This window comes from Corynebacterium auriscanis, from assembly GCF_030408435.1.
GTDB lineage: Bacteria > Actinomycetota > Actinomycetes > Mycobacteriales > Mycobacteriaceae > Corynebacterium > Corynebacterium auriscanis.
The window spans coordinates 2,113,128-2,126,471 of sequence record NZ_CP047046.1; the positions used below are offsets into that span (position 1 = coordinate 2,113,128).

A 13,344-nucleotide genomic window follows, 5' to 3' on the forward strand; every position below is an offset into this window, starting at 1 on the left:
AATGGCCGCAAGTTCCTCTTGAGTCAGGTTCAGCTCACGACGGCGATTCCACACAGCACTTGCCAGATCCAGTACTTCCACTCACCCATTTACCTATTAACCGAACGAAACTTCACACTAACTACCATGCATCACAACCGGCAGGAATTTGCCGGTTTTTCTAGTTAACCTTACGCAATACCGAACCGAACCCTAAATCCGGCACGATCATGCCTATTGTTTAGACAAATAAGCCTCAGCCCCCACCAAGGTGCCCCAATCGGCACGAACGTGCCGATTGGGGTCTATGTCAAACTCTCGACAAGATCCCCTACCGCTGGGTCATACACGTAACGCACAATATCCCCAGACATAATGAGTTGCATGGCCCGATCAATCACGGGTAGAGGCACCAAGAACCACTCGGTGGCATTAGCGGAACCCCCCACTTCATCCACTATCGCGGCGTCTAATTGCACAGCGGAAAATACCCGGTGTAAAAGGTGCTCCAATGCGGATGGACGCAGGTTGTAGGCCCGGTACGTTGCAACAACTTCCACGGGGGCCATGAGGTACGTAGGGCTTTTCTCCGCTCCAGCTATTCTTTTCTCGACCGGCCCTCGTGAAAAACCGATCTTGTACAAGTCTCTCAAGGAACGCAGATCAGGGTGCTGGCTCAACGATTTAAGAACGTAGATGTAGCCGGTTTCCTGATCGGCATCGCCTATTTCATTGTCCGAGACAGCGGTGCGAACTAGTGCTTGACCACCGGTTTCATATAGGCGATTTGCCAAGGATTCTCGGTACATGGCCGATTCAGTGCCATTTTCGAAGATCACGCGCAGGCGGGGTTTTTTCTCCCCACGATCGATCTTGGGTTCGTGAATTTCTGCAACAAAGCACATTAACCCGTTAATAAGGAAGAACCGGCCTTCCCGAATGCTGGTTTCCCCAGCAAAAGGCGCAACGGTCCAGCTGCCGTCCCCCAGACCGTGATGCTTAGCTTTAAAGTGATCTTCGAACACAGCGAAATCTTTAGCTTTAACCCGTATTGCGCGGTCACCATCGTCGATGGGACTTTTCCGTGTAGGCAAAGAGGACACATCGAAGATCTCCGCAGCACCGCCCAAAACATCGAAATCTCCATCAAGAAGATCTTCGAGCGATGACGGCGCGGGTTCAGGTTTCAACAAACCATGCTCGTCATGTGGTTTAAGCTCCGCCATTTTCGACTCGCTGCTACGAATTCCCACCAGCCGAGCGCCCAACTTCCGCTCAGCAATGTTGAGGGTATCGGGGCTAGGTTCGCGACCATTCGAAGCATAAAAGTCCGAGACCTCACGGAAAGCACGAACCAGCCGATCTACCTCTGTCACGGGCCGAGGTTTTACCGGCATCTCTAGTAGTCCGTCTGTATCGGAGGCAATCAGTTCATCGAGCTGGTCTGACAACGGATCGTTGTTCATTGCTGTGCCCCCTCGGCATCATCGGTCGCTGCGTGTTGCGCGGCAGCTTGCTCGGCGCGTCGCTCCGCGACGGCCTTTCGAACGACCAACAGCGCGTCGGCCATGCGCCGTTCCTCCGCATCCTCGCTCCTGCGTTCTGGCTCGCGTCCGTTGACGGACTTCCATGCTTTCACGCGCGGAATCAGCGCCATTGCTTCGTCTAGAGACATATCAATTCGAGTTGCGTATATGGAATCTGAGATGAGCTGCAGCACGGTTGGCGTGACCGTCTTAGACAGGATTTCAAACGCACGTTGGAACGGGTTGATCTTGTCGATCAGGTTGATATGCAATTCATCAATATTCACGAACTGGTGCGCCATCTGAATGAACCGCTTGTCACCTACTTCGCGGACTTCTCCGGATTTAATCACGGAGTCGACAACCACCCGCTGTCGGACTTCTTCGACTTCCGCTTCGGTGAGGTCTGGATATTCCTCCCGAATAATCTTCGGGATAAGCACCTTGTTGGTGGTCTCTGGATCAACGCTGCCAACTGCCGCTCTGGCGAAAGTGTCATCTTGCAGAATTTTCGCCTTGAGATCATTCAAATCTGTTTCTACGATCTGCCGAACACGATCTGTGGAGGGTTCTTTGAGGCCACCAACCTTTATGGTTCCGGGTTCGGTGGAATCGTCCCCAGAGGCTTTCGCCTTAAAGTTAAAGTTTTGAGCCAGTACTTGCTCCATCAATAGCGACGCCGTGATGGCTTTCAACATGTTATTTACCGAAACGGTGACCTCACTCTGTGCTGCGTCTGGCTCCGCAAGCAAGTTTGTGAACTGCGCATGGGCCTTACCCTCGGCATCGCGGGTGACTCGCCCAATAATCTGGATGATCTCCGTGAGAGATGCGCGATAACCGACCGTCAACGCGTGTTCCGCGAAGGGCCAGTCAAAGCCCTCCTTCGCCATGCCGAGAGCGATGATGATGTCCACCGCGTCCGGATCCTTCGAGGCCGTGGACACCAGATACGCCAGTGTGCGGGCGCGGGCCTTCTGATCAGTATCGTCCACAAGGTCCGCCACGCGGAGGATTTCGCCGTTGTCGTGACGGCGCACCAGAATGATTCCTGTGTCTTCTTCCTCCCCTACGCTCTCTCCTATCGTGTCGAGGATCAATCCCACTTCTTCGATCTTGTCTTTCGTCGATTCGCCGGAATTAACGTTGGGAATGTGAACGATCGTCTTCTTATCGAGGTCCAGCACTTCTCCGATGGAATCCGTGTATCGGCCCTGGTAGAAGTGATGCCCGATCCCTAACGATTTGAGGTGCTCGTAACCATTGAGCTGGTCGTAATAGTTGAACGTAACCGGCGTAAATTTCGCCTCATCCCCGGGCAATAGCACTGGCACGGCATCACCACGGAAGTAGGAGCCGGTCATAGCGATGATGTTCGCATCAGATCCAGTCATCACCTCACGCAGTAGAGTGCCTAGGCGACTGTTTTCCAGGTCGGCGGAAACGTGATGGAACTCGTCGATAGCAAGAACGGTGCCATTGAAATCTGCGGGTGTGAGCTTTTCAAAGGCGAAGCGCAAGGTTGCATGGGTACACACCACAATGGCATCTGGTCCTTGCATGAACCGGATGAACTCATTGACTTTGCTGGCAACGCTTCCCGGAGTGCACAGGTTATTGCGTGATTCAACTTCCCAATCAGCGAAGAAGCCGTGCTTCACTAACTCGGTATCGGCGAAAGATCCGCCAATGGAGCGTTCGGGAACGGCCACAATCACTTTTTTGCGACCTTGACTGAACAGCTTGTCCAATGCCACGAACATCAGTGCGCGGGATTTTCCCGAAGCCGGCGGTGCTTTGATCAGAAGATATTCAGCTGCGCGTTGTTCGTAAACTCGCTGCTGCATTTCCCGCATACCGAGTTCATTGGTGCTTACGGAAGTCCCCGCTTGCGCATACTCCACATTGACGAGGTTCTCCCGCGAGTGCCTACCCATTTTTGCTCCTACTTCTTAGCCTTACGCGAACGCTTGGCTGGTTTGGCCGCCTCTTCAGCGGCAATCATCTCCTCATACTTAGCAAACAAGTCAGACAATCGGTCTTCGTCGGTTTCGTACGGACGTTCGGAATACAGCCTGTCTACAAACCGGTCAATATCTTCATGCGCAGCCCGCAGATTCGCGGGCATTTGTTCGGGGTCGTACAACTGCGCCAGCGTCTTTTCGCAGTGGTATTCGCGTACATCCAGCACCCGCAGCGCGAGCTGCGCGAGCTTCTGCTTCTCTTCCTCCGAAAGCTCCCGCACAGGAAAATTGTTATAGACGATCGTATTGGAGTAGCGGTAGTCCGTCTTCATTTTCCCGCCGACAGCCCGAGCCCACACCATGTGCATCCGCGAGGTCAGCAACCCGAACAGCCAGGGTTCGGCGTCATACACTGCGTAGGCTGCGTTCGAAATAACCGTGTCAGGGCTCAGAAAACCCATCGGGATGTAGTCCCGGCGCTCGGAAGAGACGCTAGGAACGATGATCGAGTCGGAGGTGCCACCCTTTTGCTCTCTAAACGACCAAGGGGTTCCCGCTTTCCTGCGGGTGCCAGCGTCACGACTTCCAGAGCGCATGTTGAACACTCTTATAAACCGCTCAGCTAGGACAGGTATCATTTCTGCATCCTTTACTTGATCCGGGCGCACCCAAATGCAAAATCGATCTATGCCTCTAATAAATTCTTGACTTCCGAGAAGTCTTTTGAGGTACCGATCAGCATCCGTGCTGTTGGCAACTAACTCATCGCGTTCTTGCGTTGTGAGGAGCAAATTTCCCCCGTCCATCGGCATGTTGCCGAACTGCATTGCAGGAAAGCCAAGAGATAGTGGTTTCTTGGGACGGCGCGATATGAATAGGTTCTTCGCATCAGCAAGATAGCCATTGAGGTGCTGGACTTTGTTTCGAATTCCGTCTTGGTAGAGGTACTTCGGAGCCGACGACTCTGAACGGAGCCCGATGACGACCACAGTCACACCCGCATTGTTCTTTGCATTGTTTTCCCATTTAAACGAGTTGTACGCAAAACCGATCTCAACCCCTGAATCAAAGATCATGGGGAACATAAGCCCAACGTGTTCGCCTTGCACAACCGAATTGGTGGACACAAACGCAAGCTGGGCATCCGTCCCTGCGATATAGTCCGTGCCTTTGATAAACCACAGAGCGATGTAGTCGAGGTTCTTGTTGAAGGGGCGATCGCCAAAAACGAACGAGTAGTCCTCTTTCTGCTCGGGTTTTTGTTTCTTTGAACCGGCATACGGAGGGTTGCCGATCAGGTAGATCTCGTCCGTCCCGTTGTTCGGGCAGACCTCGTTCCATTCGATGCGGGCAGCGTTGCCAGCGCGGATCTGGCCGGTTTCCTTCAACGGGATCAGCGGGATTGCGATACCGAATTGCTCGCGGAACTCGCGGTTCATCTGGTGCTTGGCAATCCACATCGACAGGATGGCGACCTCTACCGCAAAATCGTCGATTTCAATGCCGTAGAAGTTCTCGATATTAATGCGCGACTCGTTGAAAAGAACGTCATTCTTACCTAGTTCCGTCTGGCGCTGCAAGATTGCATGCTCTAGACGGCGAAGCTCCTTGTAGGCGATGACCAGGAAGTTTCCTGAACCACAGGCCGGGTCGAAAATCTTTATGCGTGCAATACGATCCAGAAGTTTGGCCAGCTTCCTCGAATTGTCGAAGGCGGCCTCGAATTCTTCCTTGAGCTCATCGAGGAACAACGGCTCAATGGTCTTCAAGATGTTCGGCACCGAGGTGTAGTGCTGGCCCAGATTCGATCGCTTTCCTGGCGTCACGATCGCTTGAAACATTGAGCCAAAAATATCGGGGTTAATATCCAGCCAAATCTGCTTGCCTAACCCAATTAGCATTTCGCGAGCTTTCGCGGAGAAGCGTGGGACGGTCAGCGCGGCGTTGGAATGAAAAAGACGGCCGTTGACGTAGGGAAAACCCCGCAGATGCGCAGGCTTTTTGGCCGGCTCAGCCTCATCTAGCGCTGCGAAGAGCTCCCTAATGAACCCGGCGGTATCGGAGCCATCGTCTAAAGTGTGAGAACCAACTGCGTTAGTGAACTGATTCTCAGTGAAAATGCCCGTGTCCTCCGCGAAGTAGCAGAACAGCAGGCGGGTGAAGAAGACATTTAAACCATGCCGGTTTTTGGGGTCATCCAGGAGGCCGGGGTTGGCGGAAGCGAGCTCATCAAATAACTTGCCCATCTTTTCCGCAGCCCTGACGTCCGCGTGAGATTCCGCGGTGTACTGGGCTTTCTCCATTCCAGCCCAAGGAAGGAAGAAAGTGAAATGCTGATCGATCTCCCGCAGCGGGAAAGTTCGGTTTTCTGCTGTTTTCCAGTCGTAGGCAATGAGATCTTGATAATCCGTCACAATCACGAAACGAGGTCTAAACCTCACCGCTGTTGGACTGTGCCGCAGATCGTCTAGCTCCTCGAGTAGATCCCCCTTCGTTTCGCGGAAGTAGATCACGTTCTTTTGCGCAACCTCACGCTGTGGGTCATCGGCCACGTTCAGAGAACCATTACGCAGGCGGGTGACATTACCTTTGGAACGCCCATAAGCCAGCAGGAGGTCGAAGAAGAAATCCCGATCGTAAACCTCACGCCCCGCCAGAGGTTTTACCCGCTCCTCAATTGCCTTGAGACTCAGCCGTGCCACTTAACCCACCTTCGCCTTTCGATCACCCGGGATGGGGCTTTATTCTAGTGCTTCCCTCCCCCAGCATCGAGGTTAAACAGGGGGCACGACGAACTAAGACAACCCCCGGGCACCCCAAGCGCCCACACACCCCCAACGCCCACCCAATCCACCCTCTCCAATGAGGCAGACAGCTTAGGATAGACTAAGTTGTCCACTTGCGCGCAAAGTGTTATTTTGACCGCATTACGCTTTCGTGGCACCGAAAGCCGCCACATTGCGCCCACAGACCCCAAGAGGAGAAACCCATGTCCCTAGGACGCAAAGCCCTAGCAGCCGCCCTGGCAGCCACCACCGCCTTCAGCCTGGCCGCTTGCGGTGGCAATGATGAAGAAGCCATCAAGATCGGCACCACCGATTCCGACCAGAAGCAGTGGCAGGTCTTCAAGGAAGAACTGGACAAGGCCGGCATCAAGGGCGAGGTCGTTTCCTTTAACGACTACAACATCCCCAACCAGGCGTTGAAGGATGGCCAGATCGATATCAACAACTTCCAGCACATGAAGTTCCTGGCCGAGTACAACGTAGGTAACGACACGAACCTGGTTCCCGTCGGCGCCACCGAGATCGTCCCACTGGCCCTGTACTACAAGGATCACAAGAGCGTTGCGGACGTAGAAAAGGCCGGCGAGGTGGTTATCCCTAACGATTCCACCAACCAAGGCCGCGCTATCAACGTGCTGGTCCAGGCCAAGCTGGTCACCCTCAAGAAGGACGGCCTGCTGACCCCTACCCCAGCAGACATTGACGAGAGCAAGTCCAAGATCAAGGTCACCACCGTGGACGCAGCACAGACCGCGACCTCCTACCTGGATGGCAAGCCAGCCGTTGTGAACAACTCCTTCCTATCCAAGGCCGGAATCGATCCAAACACCGCCATCTTCAAGGACGATCCAAAGGCCGATGAGGCAAAGCCTTACATCAACGGCTTCGTGACCACCAAGGAAAACCAGAACAAGGAAGAGTTCAAAAAGCTCGTCGAGATCTGGCACTCCAAGCCAGTCCAGGACGCTCTCAACGAAGAGTCCAAGGGCACGTCCGTAGAGATCAAGATGGACGGTCCCGAGCTGGAGAAGATCCTGACCGAGACCCAGGACAAGCTGAAGGCCCAGAAGTAACTAAGGCCCAGAAGTAACACCACGTTAGGACCCCTCCTATGGCCGAAAACCTCGGCAACGCCGCCGCAGCTCGCCCCGTTGGCGCCGAAAGCGCCAACAACACGGCACGCACCTCTGGTGAACCCAACACCTCCACCACTGGCGCACCCAGCGCAGCTGTCAACGACACCCGTCAGAAAACCGGCACATCGGTCGAATTCCGCAATGTCCGCAAAGTCTTCAACCAAGGCAAGCGCGACATTGTGGCATTGGATGATGTCAACATCACCATCCCCGCTGGCTCCATCGTGGGCATCATCGGTTATTCCGGTGCAGGTAAGTCCACACTTGTACGCCAGATCAACGGGTTGGATCGCCCCACGTCGGGTCAGATCCTGCTGGATGGACAGGACATTGTGGGCCTGCCCGAATCAAAAATGCGCAAACTGCGCAGCAACATCGGCATGATCTTCCAGCAGTTCAACCTGTTCCAGTCACGCAACGTGGCCGGGAATGTGGCGTACCCGCTGGGGCTGCAGGGCGTCGATAAAAAAGAAAAGCAAACCCGCGTAGCCGAGCTGCTAGAGTTCGTCGGCCTGCAGGACAAAGGCAAAGCCTACCCCGAGCAGCTTTCCGGTGGCCAGAAACAACGCGTGGGTATTGCGCGCGCACTGGCGACGAACCCCAGCTTGCTGCTGGCCGATGAGGCCACCTCTGCACTGGATCCGTCCACGACCCGCGATGTGTTGGAACTGCTGCGCCGCGTGAACCGCGAGCTGGGGATCACGATTGTTGTGATTACCCACGAGATGGAAGTTGTGCGCTCGATCGCCGACCAGGTTGTCGTAATGGAAGGCGGCAAGGTCGTCGAGCAGGGCTCGGTGTACGAAGTGTTCTCCAACCCCTCCACCGATGTGGCCGCGAACTTCGTGGCAACCTCGCTGCGCAACACCCCCGACCAAGTGGAAAGCGAAGCGCTGCAGGCCGGCACTGGCCGACTGTTCACCGTCACCATGGCCGAGGGCATCGGTTTCTTCAGTGCCGTTTCCGCGCTCGACAGCAACCACGTCAGCGTGAATATCGTGCACGGCGGTGTGACCACGCTGCAGCAGCACTCGTTCGGCAAGCTCACTCTGCGGCTCACCCCCAAGGATGAAGAAGGCGAGCGCGCCATCCAGAAGTTCTACGAGACCATGTCCGCCACGACCGAAGTGGAGGAGATCCGATGAACCTCACCCACCACGCATTAGCTAACGACACTGTCACCAACAACACCGTGACCTTCCTGGCGAAGGGGCAGATGGATTGGGAGCGCCTGGGCCCAACGTTCACCAAGGCGCTGACGTCCACCCTGTACATGGTGTCCGTCACCCTGCTGATCTCCGCAATCCTGGGCTTGGTGCTCGGCATGCTGTTGTACACCACCCGCGAAGGCGGAGTGCTGGCCAACAAGCCGGTCTACTGGTTCCTCAACGTGCTGGTGAACTTCGTCCGCCCCATCCCGTTCATCATTTTGCTGACCGCGATTGGGCCGTTGACCGAAGTGATCGCCGGTACCCGCATCGGTACGGAAGCGGCCATCGTGGGTATGGTGCTGGCCGCAACATTCGGCGCCGCCCGTATCGTGGAGCAGAACCTGGTTTCCATCGACCCTGGCGTGGTCGAGGCCGCCAAAGCCATGGGCGCTTCTCCCTTAAGGATCATTTTCTCGGTGATCATCCCCGAGGCCCTCGGTCCTTTGATCTTGGGCTTCACCTTCATGTTTATCGCGATCGTGGATATGTCCGCGATGGCCGGTTACATCGGTGCTGGTGGTTTGGGTGACTTCGCCATCGTCTACGGTTACCGCGCCTTCAATGACCAAGTCACGTGGATCACCGTGGCCGTGATCATCGTGATCGTGCAGATCGCCCAGCTGGGCGGCAACTGGTTGGCGAAGAAGATCATGCGTCGCTAGTTCGCGGCACTAGACCGGCACTTTTCGGTCCTGGCCGGTCCTGACCGGCACTAGCCCGGCACTTTTCGGTCCTGCTCGGTTCCCTTCGGCCGGGGTCTGTGGGGAGCCGCCTGCCTCCGGGTGTTGCTAGCGCAGTGCCCTTGCTGCACAACTTTGGCCCAACCCGATAGCCTGACTGAACTTTTCAGTTAGGCTGTTTTTATGTTTGCTCACCGTACTACTTCCTTTTTTACCCGACGCCCCTCGCGCCCCCTCATCCCCATCATCCTTGCGGGAGCGCTTCTCACTGGGTGTGGAAGTACGCCTTCGGAGAGCACCGGCGATTCCACCACCAATAGTGCTACCCCCACTAGCGGTGCCGAGGGTTCCGCAACTGACGCTCAGGCAGCGGGTTCACCCTCTGGAGCGTCGCCCACGCATTCCACCTCGCCGTCGCCGGGGAAGCCCTCGCTCTCCTCGCCCGCCTCGCCCGAGTCGAGGGGCACCCATCCCAGTGCCGGCAAGGAATCCGGAGCCCAGCCGTTCCCCTCGTCCCTGCCCTTCGCCATGGAGCCCGTGAAAGGTTCGGAGCTCCGCGTTATCGAAGCCCGTATCGGGCAACACCGTGGGTTTGACCGACTTGTCATTGAACTGAGTGGACACGGGCGCCCGGGCTGGACGTTGAAGACCACTAAGCAACCTTTTGCTGATGGCTCGGGATTCCCCGTCGAGTACTCCGGCAAAACGGCCCTCGTTGTTGCCCTGCACTATATTTCGATGCCTCAACGGCTGCGCGATGGCAGTTTCTACGATCCACCGCTCAGAGGCAACGCCAACGGAAACGCAATCCAGTCCGTAAAGGATCAGGGCGCGTTCGAGGCCGTTCACCAATACGTCCTGGGCTTGCGCGACGAAAACCCCCGGTACAAAATCAACTACTTGCAGTCCCCACCGCGGGTAGTTATCGATGTGGAAAAAGGCTAGTGGTGCCTCTTTTGTTTTTGTTTTCTCGACGCCACGCTCTAGACGGTTTTAGATTTCCTCCAGCACTTTAACCCGCCAACCGCGTTGCTTTTTCGGGGCATCCCCGCACGAGGTCAGCACTTCAATCGGGTCGGTTTGGGTAAGGTGCGCCCGGAAGCTCCTCTGTGTGGGGAAATGTAGAACCTCCACCTTTACTTTTTTGGACTTGGCACCCTGGGAATCACGCACCACCTCCACCGTGGTCTCGTGAGTGGCGAAGTCGTTAAGTCCGGGCTCAATGCCCAGCCCCAGCAGTCGGCGGGCTACTTCCAGTTCGGCTACCTGCGCCGGTGGGGTGAGTGTTCCCCGACCACGGTTGTTATGGAAGGTCAGCTTGTGTGTACGAGCGCCGTCCAGCATGTACCGGGTTTCGTCGCTGGTCAGTCGGCCAAAGGAATAGTTGCTCGGCAGTAAAATCATGGAAGGCGCGAAGCGGTGGCCCTTGGTGTGGGAGGATTCCCACACTTCGTCGTAGTCTTTGCTGACCTCGGCGGCCACGGGCCGTCCGAATATCGCACAGCAGCGGTCGCGCCGGGCGTGGGTGCATATCAGCAAGATGTTGCGATCTACTGTGGTTGCCTGTGGGTTTACCCCGGGCCGGCTGAGATCCAGGTCCAGCAGCTGCCGCACGTCGGTAATCTGCATTTCTTCCAGGATCGGGGTGTACGGCTGGTCAGGGTTAAACCCGGCGCGCTGTGCATCCGCCCACGCGATGAACAGTTGGCGCGTGCCCAGCTGCTCGCGCTCTTGCCCCGCACGGCCAGGTCGGCGAATGAAGTGCAGCTCAGCTTTGTTGGTTTTGAGGAATTTTTTCAGTTCCCCCGCCAGTTCTTTGCCGAGCGCTTCACCGTCGAGGATGTCCTTGCCCCACCCGCGGAAATATTCAACTGCTAACACGAGTTTCGCAGTCTTCGCGGTACCGGGCAATTTCTCCGCGGTGGGTTTGGCGCACAGGTCTGCTTTCGCCACGGGAGTTTGATCAATGGTGGTTGCCAGCTGGTCGTCGTCGTTCTCCGTGGCTAGCGCCTTCGGCGAGGTCTGAGACTGGGGTGCTGTTCCCGCCACGGGGTTCCTCTTGGTGGACATAACCACTAGCGTACCTAGACCAGCGAGAAAACCTCATTATGTTGCCTCTATACATGGCACCAGCTCGTAACCCCACTGTGCTACACCGGCGCGCTGCCTTGCTGTGGCTACCTCAGTATGTTGCCTCTATGCGCCAGCGCGCTCCTTTACACACCAGCAAAAACGCTCCCGGTTCATCGGTACTGATCTGCATGCGCGCGTAACGCTTCCCCGCGGCCCACCATTGCTCGTCGACAGGCCACGGGCCAGCCCAACCGGTGATCGCAAAATTCCGCCCGCCCCACCGTAAGTGCTCGGGTTTTCCGCTGAGCACCCCTCGCCCCGTGACGTATACTGCCTGACCATCGCCATCCAACACCGTCACTCTTGCCGCTGGGTGGCGAGCAGAAGGTGCAGACAGTTCATCGGCACCTTTCCTAGCCGTTTTGGCTCCTATCACCGAAGGCAATGGCGCCAGCAGTTCACCGCGCCAGGATCGCGTACTGAGTGCCTTCACTTCCTCTGGGTCCTCCTCACCATAGGGCACAGTCACCACCCGTCCCGCCACGGCACGGCCACCACACGGAATCGGTCGCAGCACCGCGTTAATTCCGATCAATGCTTGTGCGCGCCCCGCCGCTGCTCGTGCCGCACGGACACCTTCATCCGGCCCTCCCCACAACCCAGGCATGATGCTTCCCGCCGGAACAGTTTCCACCGGTACCAGCTCAATCGCAGTAATGCCGACTGTGCCGTCACCGTCCCAATGGTCCCCGTCGAATCCATCACTCGCCTCGGGCTCACTGTTCCCGGCATACTCACTACGCCCGGCAATTCCGTCACGCCTAGCAAGCTCGTCTCCCCCGGCATACCCACCAGGCCCGGGGACTCCTTGAGTCCTTCGCGCGCCACGCATCCGGGTTATCCACCCGTCCAGCTGCCACCGCACGCGCTGGGCGGTTTCCTTTTCGTTCAGCGGTTCCCGGCAGCGCCACACTCGCTCAATTTCGGTTGGTCCGGTGTATCCCGCTGGTGCATTGATCCGCGCTCGCACCGCCAACCGCAAACACACATCACCTGCTGCGAATAGTTCTTCATGTAATCGCCCGGCGGCTTGCCGTGCCACGAATGCCGCGGTTTCCGTACTCGTGATGGGGCTTTCCACCTCATGCACCACCTGCATGGGCACTGTCACTTGGCGCGGAGCTACCTCTCGGCTGGGCTGGCCACTAGCAATGCGATGCCACTCCACCGCTTCCTGTCCAAACCGTGCCGCCACATCCGACCTGCGCAGGGCTGCAAAATCCCGCATCGTGGCCACACCCAGTTGTCGCAACGTCTCCATCATCTCGCGTGGCCCATGCAGGGCAGGTTCAATGCACAGCGCCTCGATCGGCAGATCCGAAACGAACTCTCCGGACTTCCCTGGCTCCACACACTTGCCCGCGCGCGCCGCCCACGTGGCTGTCACCAGGTCATCGGCCGTCCCCGCAAGGCAATCCACCTCTGCCCGTGCCGTCGCGTTCAATAGCAACTCCACCGCACGATCCTCATCGCCATAGAATTTGGCCAACGCATGCATGGGAAAAGCCAACAACCCCGCGCGCACAGTTTCGATATGCGCAGCTACGGACTCCAATTCCACCAGCAATTCCTCATGCACCGCTGCCTGTTGTGCTGGGTCCTCCGCCGCCACGTTCAACACAGGGCAGGCCGCGAGTGCATGACGTTGCTTCATCCCTGCCCGCACACCGGCCTTCCGTGCCGACGCATTACACGCCACCACCCGATGCTCCGCAATCACCGCCGCGGGCTGCAGCACATCCCAGCCCTCTGCCCGGCTAGCTGCATACACCGGCCAATCCGGAAACCATAGCACCGTCACCCGCTGCCCGCGCTGTCCCTTCTGCTCGCGTCGCATCTGTTGCCCACTCCGTCCACTCGGCTCTCGCCCCGCACTCCGTCCACTCGGCTCTCGCCCCACACCCCTCTCCCCCAACCGCTCCTGCCCCC

At 57.1% G+C, this 13,344-nt stretch carries 10 protein-coding genes; 4 read left to right on the forward strand and 6 right to left on the reverse strand.

The features are described 5' to 3' along the window. Positions 1 to 284: 284 nt before the first annotated feature. From CAURIC_RS08985 to CAURIC_RS08995, 3 genes are read right to left on the reverse strand one after another with little or no spacing between them, the layout of a single operon-like run. A complete protein-coding gene (locus CAURIC_RS08985) occupies positions 285 to 1,445 on the reverse strand; it encodes a GIY-YIG nuclease family protein (RefSeq protein ID WP_290182548.1) in 1,161 nt (386 codons plus the stop codon). Further along, complete coding sequence (locus CAURIC_RS08990) at positions 1,442 to 3,442, reverse strand: DEAD/DEAH box helicase (protein WP_035113708.1); 2,001 nt, start codon at positions 3,440 to 3,442, stop codon at positions 1,442 to 1,444. Before CAURIC_RS08990 ends, CAURIC_RS08985 begins: the two co-directional genes overlap by 4 nt. Positions 3,443 to 3,450: 8 nt before the next feature. Next, the gene (locus tag CAURIC_RS08995; RefSeq protein ID WP_035113707.1) at positions 3,451 to 6,171 is read right to left on the reverse strand and encodes a DNA methyltransferase; all 2,721 of its coding nucleotides are present in this window, start codon (positions 6,169 to 6,171) and stop codon (positions 3,451 to 3,453) included. A 287-nt stretch (positions 6,172 to 6,458) separates the two neighbouring features. On the opposite strand from CAURIC_RS08995, the gene CAURIC_RS09000 reads away from it, so the two are divergent. From CAURIC_RS09000 to CAURIC_RS09010, 3 genes are all read left to right on the forward strand, one after another. Beyond that, positions 6,459 to 7,328: a MetQ/NlpA family ABC transporter substrate-binding protein gene (locus tag CAURIC_RS09000; RefSeq protein ID WP_035113704.1), complete on the forward strand. Its 870-nt coding sequence runs from the start codon at positions 6,459 to 6,461 to the stop codon at positions 7,326 to 7,328. A 38-nt stretch (positions 7,329 to 7,366) separates the two neighbouring features. Continuing rightward, positions 7,367 to 8,536 carry a methionine ABC transporter ATP-binding protein gene (locus CAURIC_RS09005; RefSeq protein ID WP_035113702.1) on the forward strand — a complete coding sequence of 390 codons (1,170 nt, stop codon included), beginning with the start codon at positions 7,367 to 7,369 and terminating at the stop codon, positions 8,534 to 8,536. Between the two features lie 71 nt (positions 8,537 to 8,607). Next, positions 8,608 to 9,264 carry a methionine ABC transporter permease gene (locus tag CAURIC_RS09010; RefSeq protein WP_035113954.1) on the forward strand — a complete coding sequence of 219 codons (657 nt, stop codon included), beginning with the start codon at positions 8,608 to 8,610 and terminating at the stop codon, positions 9,262 to 9,264. A gap of 380 nt (positions 9,265 to 9,644) precedes the next feature. On the opposite strand, the gene CAURIC_RS09015 is transcribed toward CAURIC_RS09010, so the two are convergent. Continuing rightward, the gene (locus CAURIC_RS09015; RefSeq protein ID WP_156963425.1) at positions 9,645 to 9,812 is read right to left on the reverse strand and encodes a hypothetical protein; all 168 of its coding nucleotides are present in this window, start codon (positions 9,810 to 9,812) and stop codon (positions 9,645 to 9,647) included. A 7-nt stretch (positions 9,813 to 9,819) separates the two neighbouring features. Between CAURIC_RS09015 and CAURIC_RS09020 the strand changes: the two genes are divergently transcribed. Then, on the forward strand, positions 9,820 to 10,227 hold the full coding sequence (locus CAURIC_RS09020; protein ID WP_156963424.1) for an AMIN-like domain-containing (lipo)protein: 408 nt from the start codon (positions 9,820 to 9,822) through the stop codon (positions 10,225 to 10,227). Between the two features lie 48 nt (positions 10,228 to 10,275). Here CAURIC_RS09020 and CAURIC_RS09025 read toward each other — a convergent pair whose 3' ends face one another. Next, entirely contained in the window at positions 10,276 to 11,352 is a 1,077-nt protein-coding gene (locus CAURIC_RS09025) for a sucrase ferredoxin (protein ID WP_052094952.1), read from the reverse strand. Between the two features lie 112 nt (positions 11,353 to 11,464). Beyond that, entirely contained in the window at positions 11,465 to 13,252 is a 1,788-nt protein-coding gene (locus CAURIC_RS09030) for a Y-family DNA polymerase (RefSeq protein WP_035113697.1), read from the reverse strand. Positions 13,253 to 13,344: the final 92 nt, after the last annotated feature.

Excerpts from the sequence above, each read along its gene's own strand:
- CAURIC_RS08985 (WP_290182548.1), bottom strand. The coding sequence starts at position 1,445 with ATGAACAACGATCCGTTGTCAGACCAGCTCGATGAACTGATTGCCTCC.
- CAURIC_RS08990 (WP_035113708.1), bottom strand. The coding sequence starts at position 3,442 with ATGGGTAGGCACTCGCGGGAGAACCTCGTCAATGTGGAGTATGCGCAA.
- CAURIC_RS09000 (WP_035113704.1), top strand. The coding sequence starts at position 6,459 with ATGTCCCTAGGACGCAAAGCCCTAGCAGCCGCCCTGGCAGCCACCACC.
- CAURIC_RS09005 (WP_035113702.1), top strand. The coding sequence starts at position 7,367 with ATGGCCGAAAACCTCGGCAACGCCGCCGCAGCTCGCCCCGTTGGCGCC.
- CAURIC_RS09010 (WP_035113954.1), top strand. The coding sequence starts at position 8,608 with ATGGATTGGGAGCGCCTGGGCCCAACGTTCACCAAGGCGCTGACGTCC.
- CAURIC_RS09015 (WP_156963425.1), bottom strand. The coding sequence starts at position 9,812 with ATGGCGAAGGGCAGGGACGAGGGGAACGGCTGGGCTCCGGATTCCTTG.
- CAURIC_RS09025 (WP_052094952.1), bottom strand. The coding sequence starts at position 11,352 with ATGTCCACCAAGAGGAACCCCGTGGCGGGAACAGCACCCCAGTCTCAG.
- CAURIC_RS09030 (WP_035113697.1), bottom strand. The coding sequence starts at position 13,252 with ATGCGACGCGAGCAGAAGGGACAGCGCGGGCAGCGGGTGACGGTGCTA.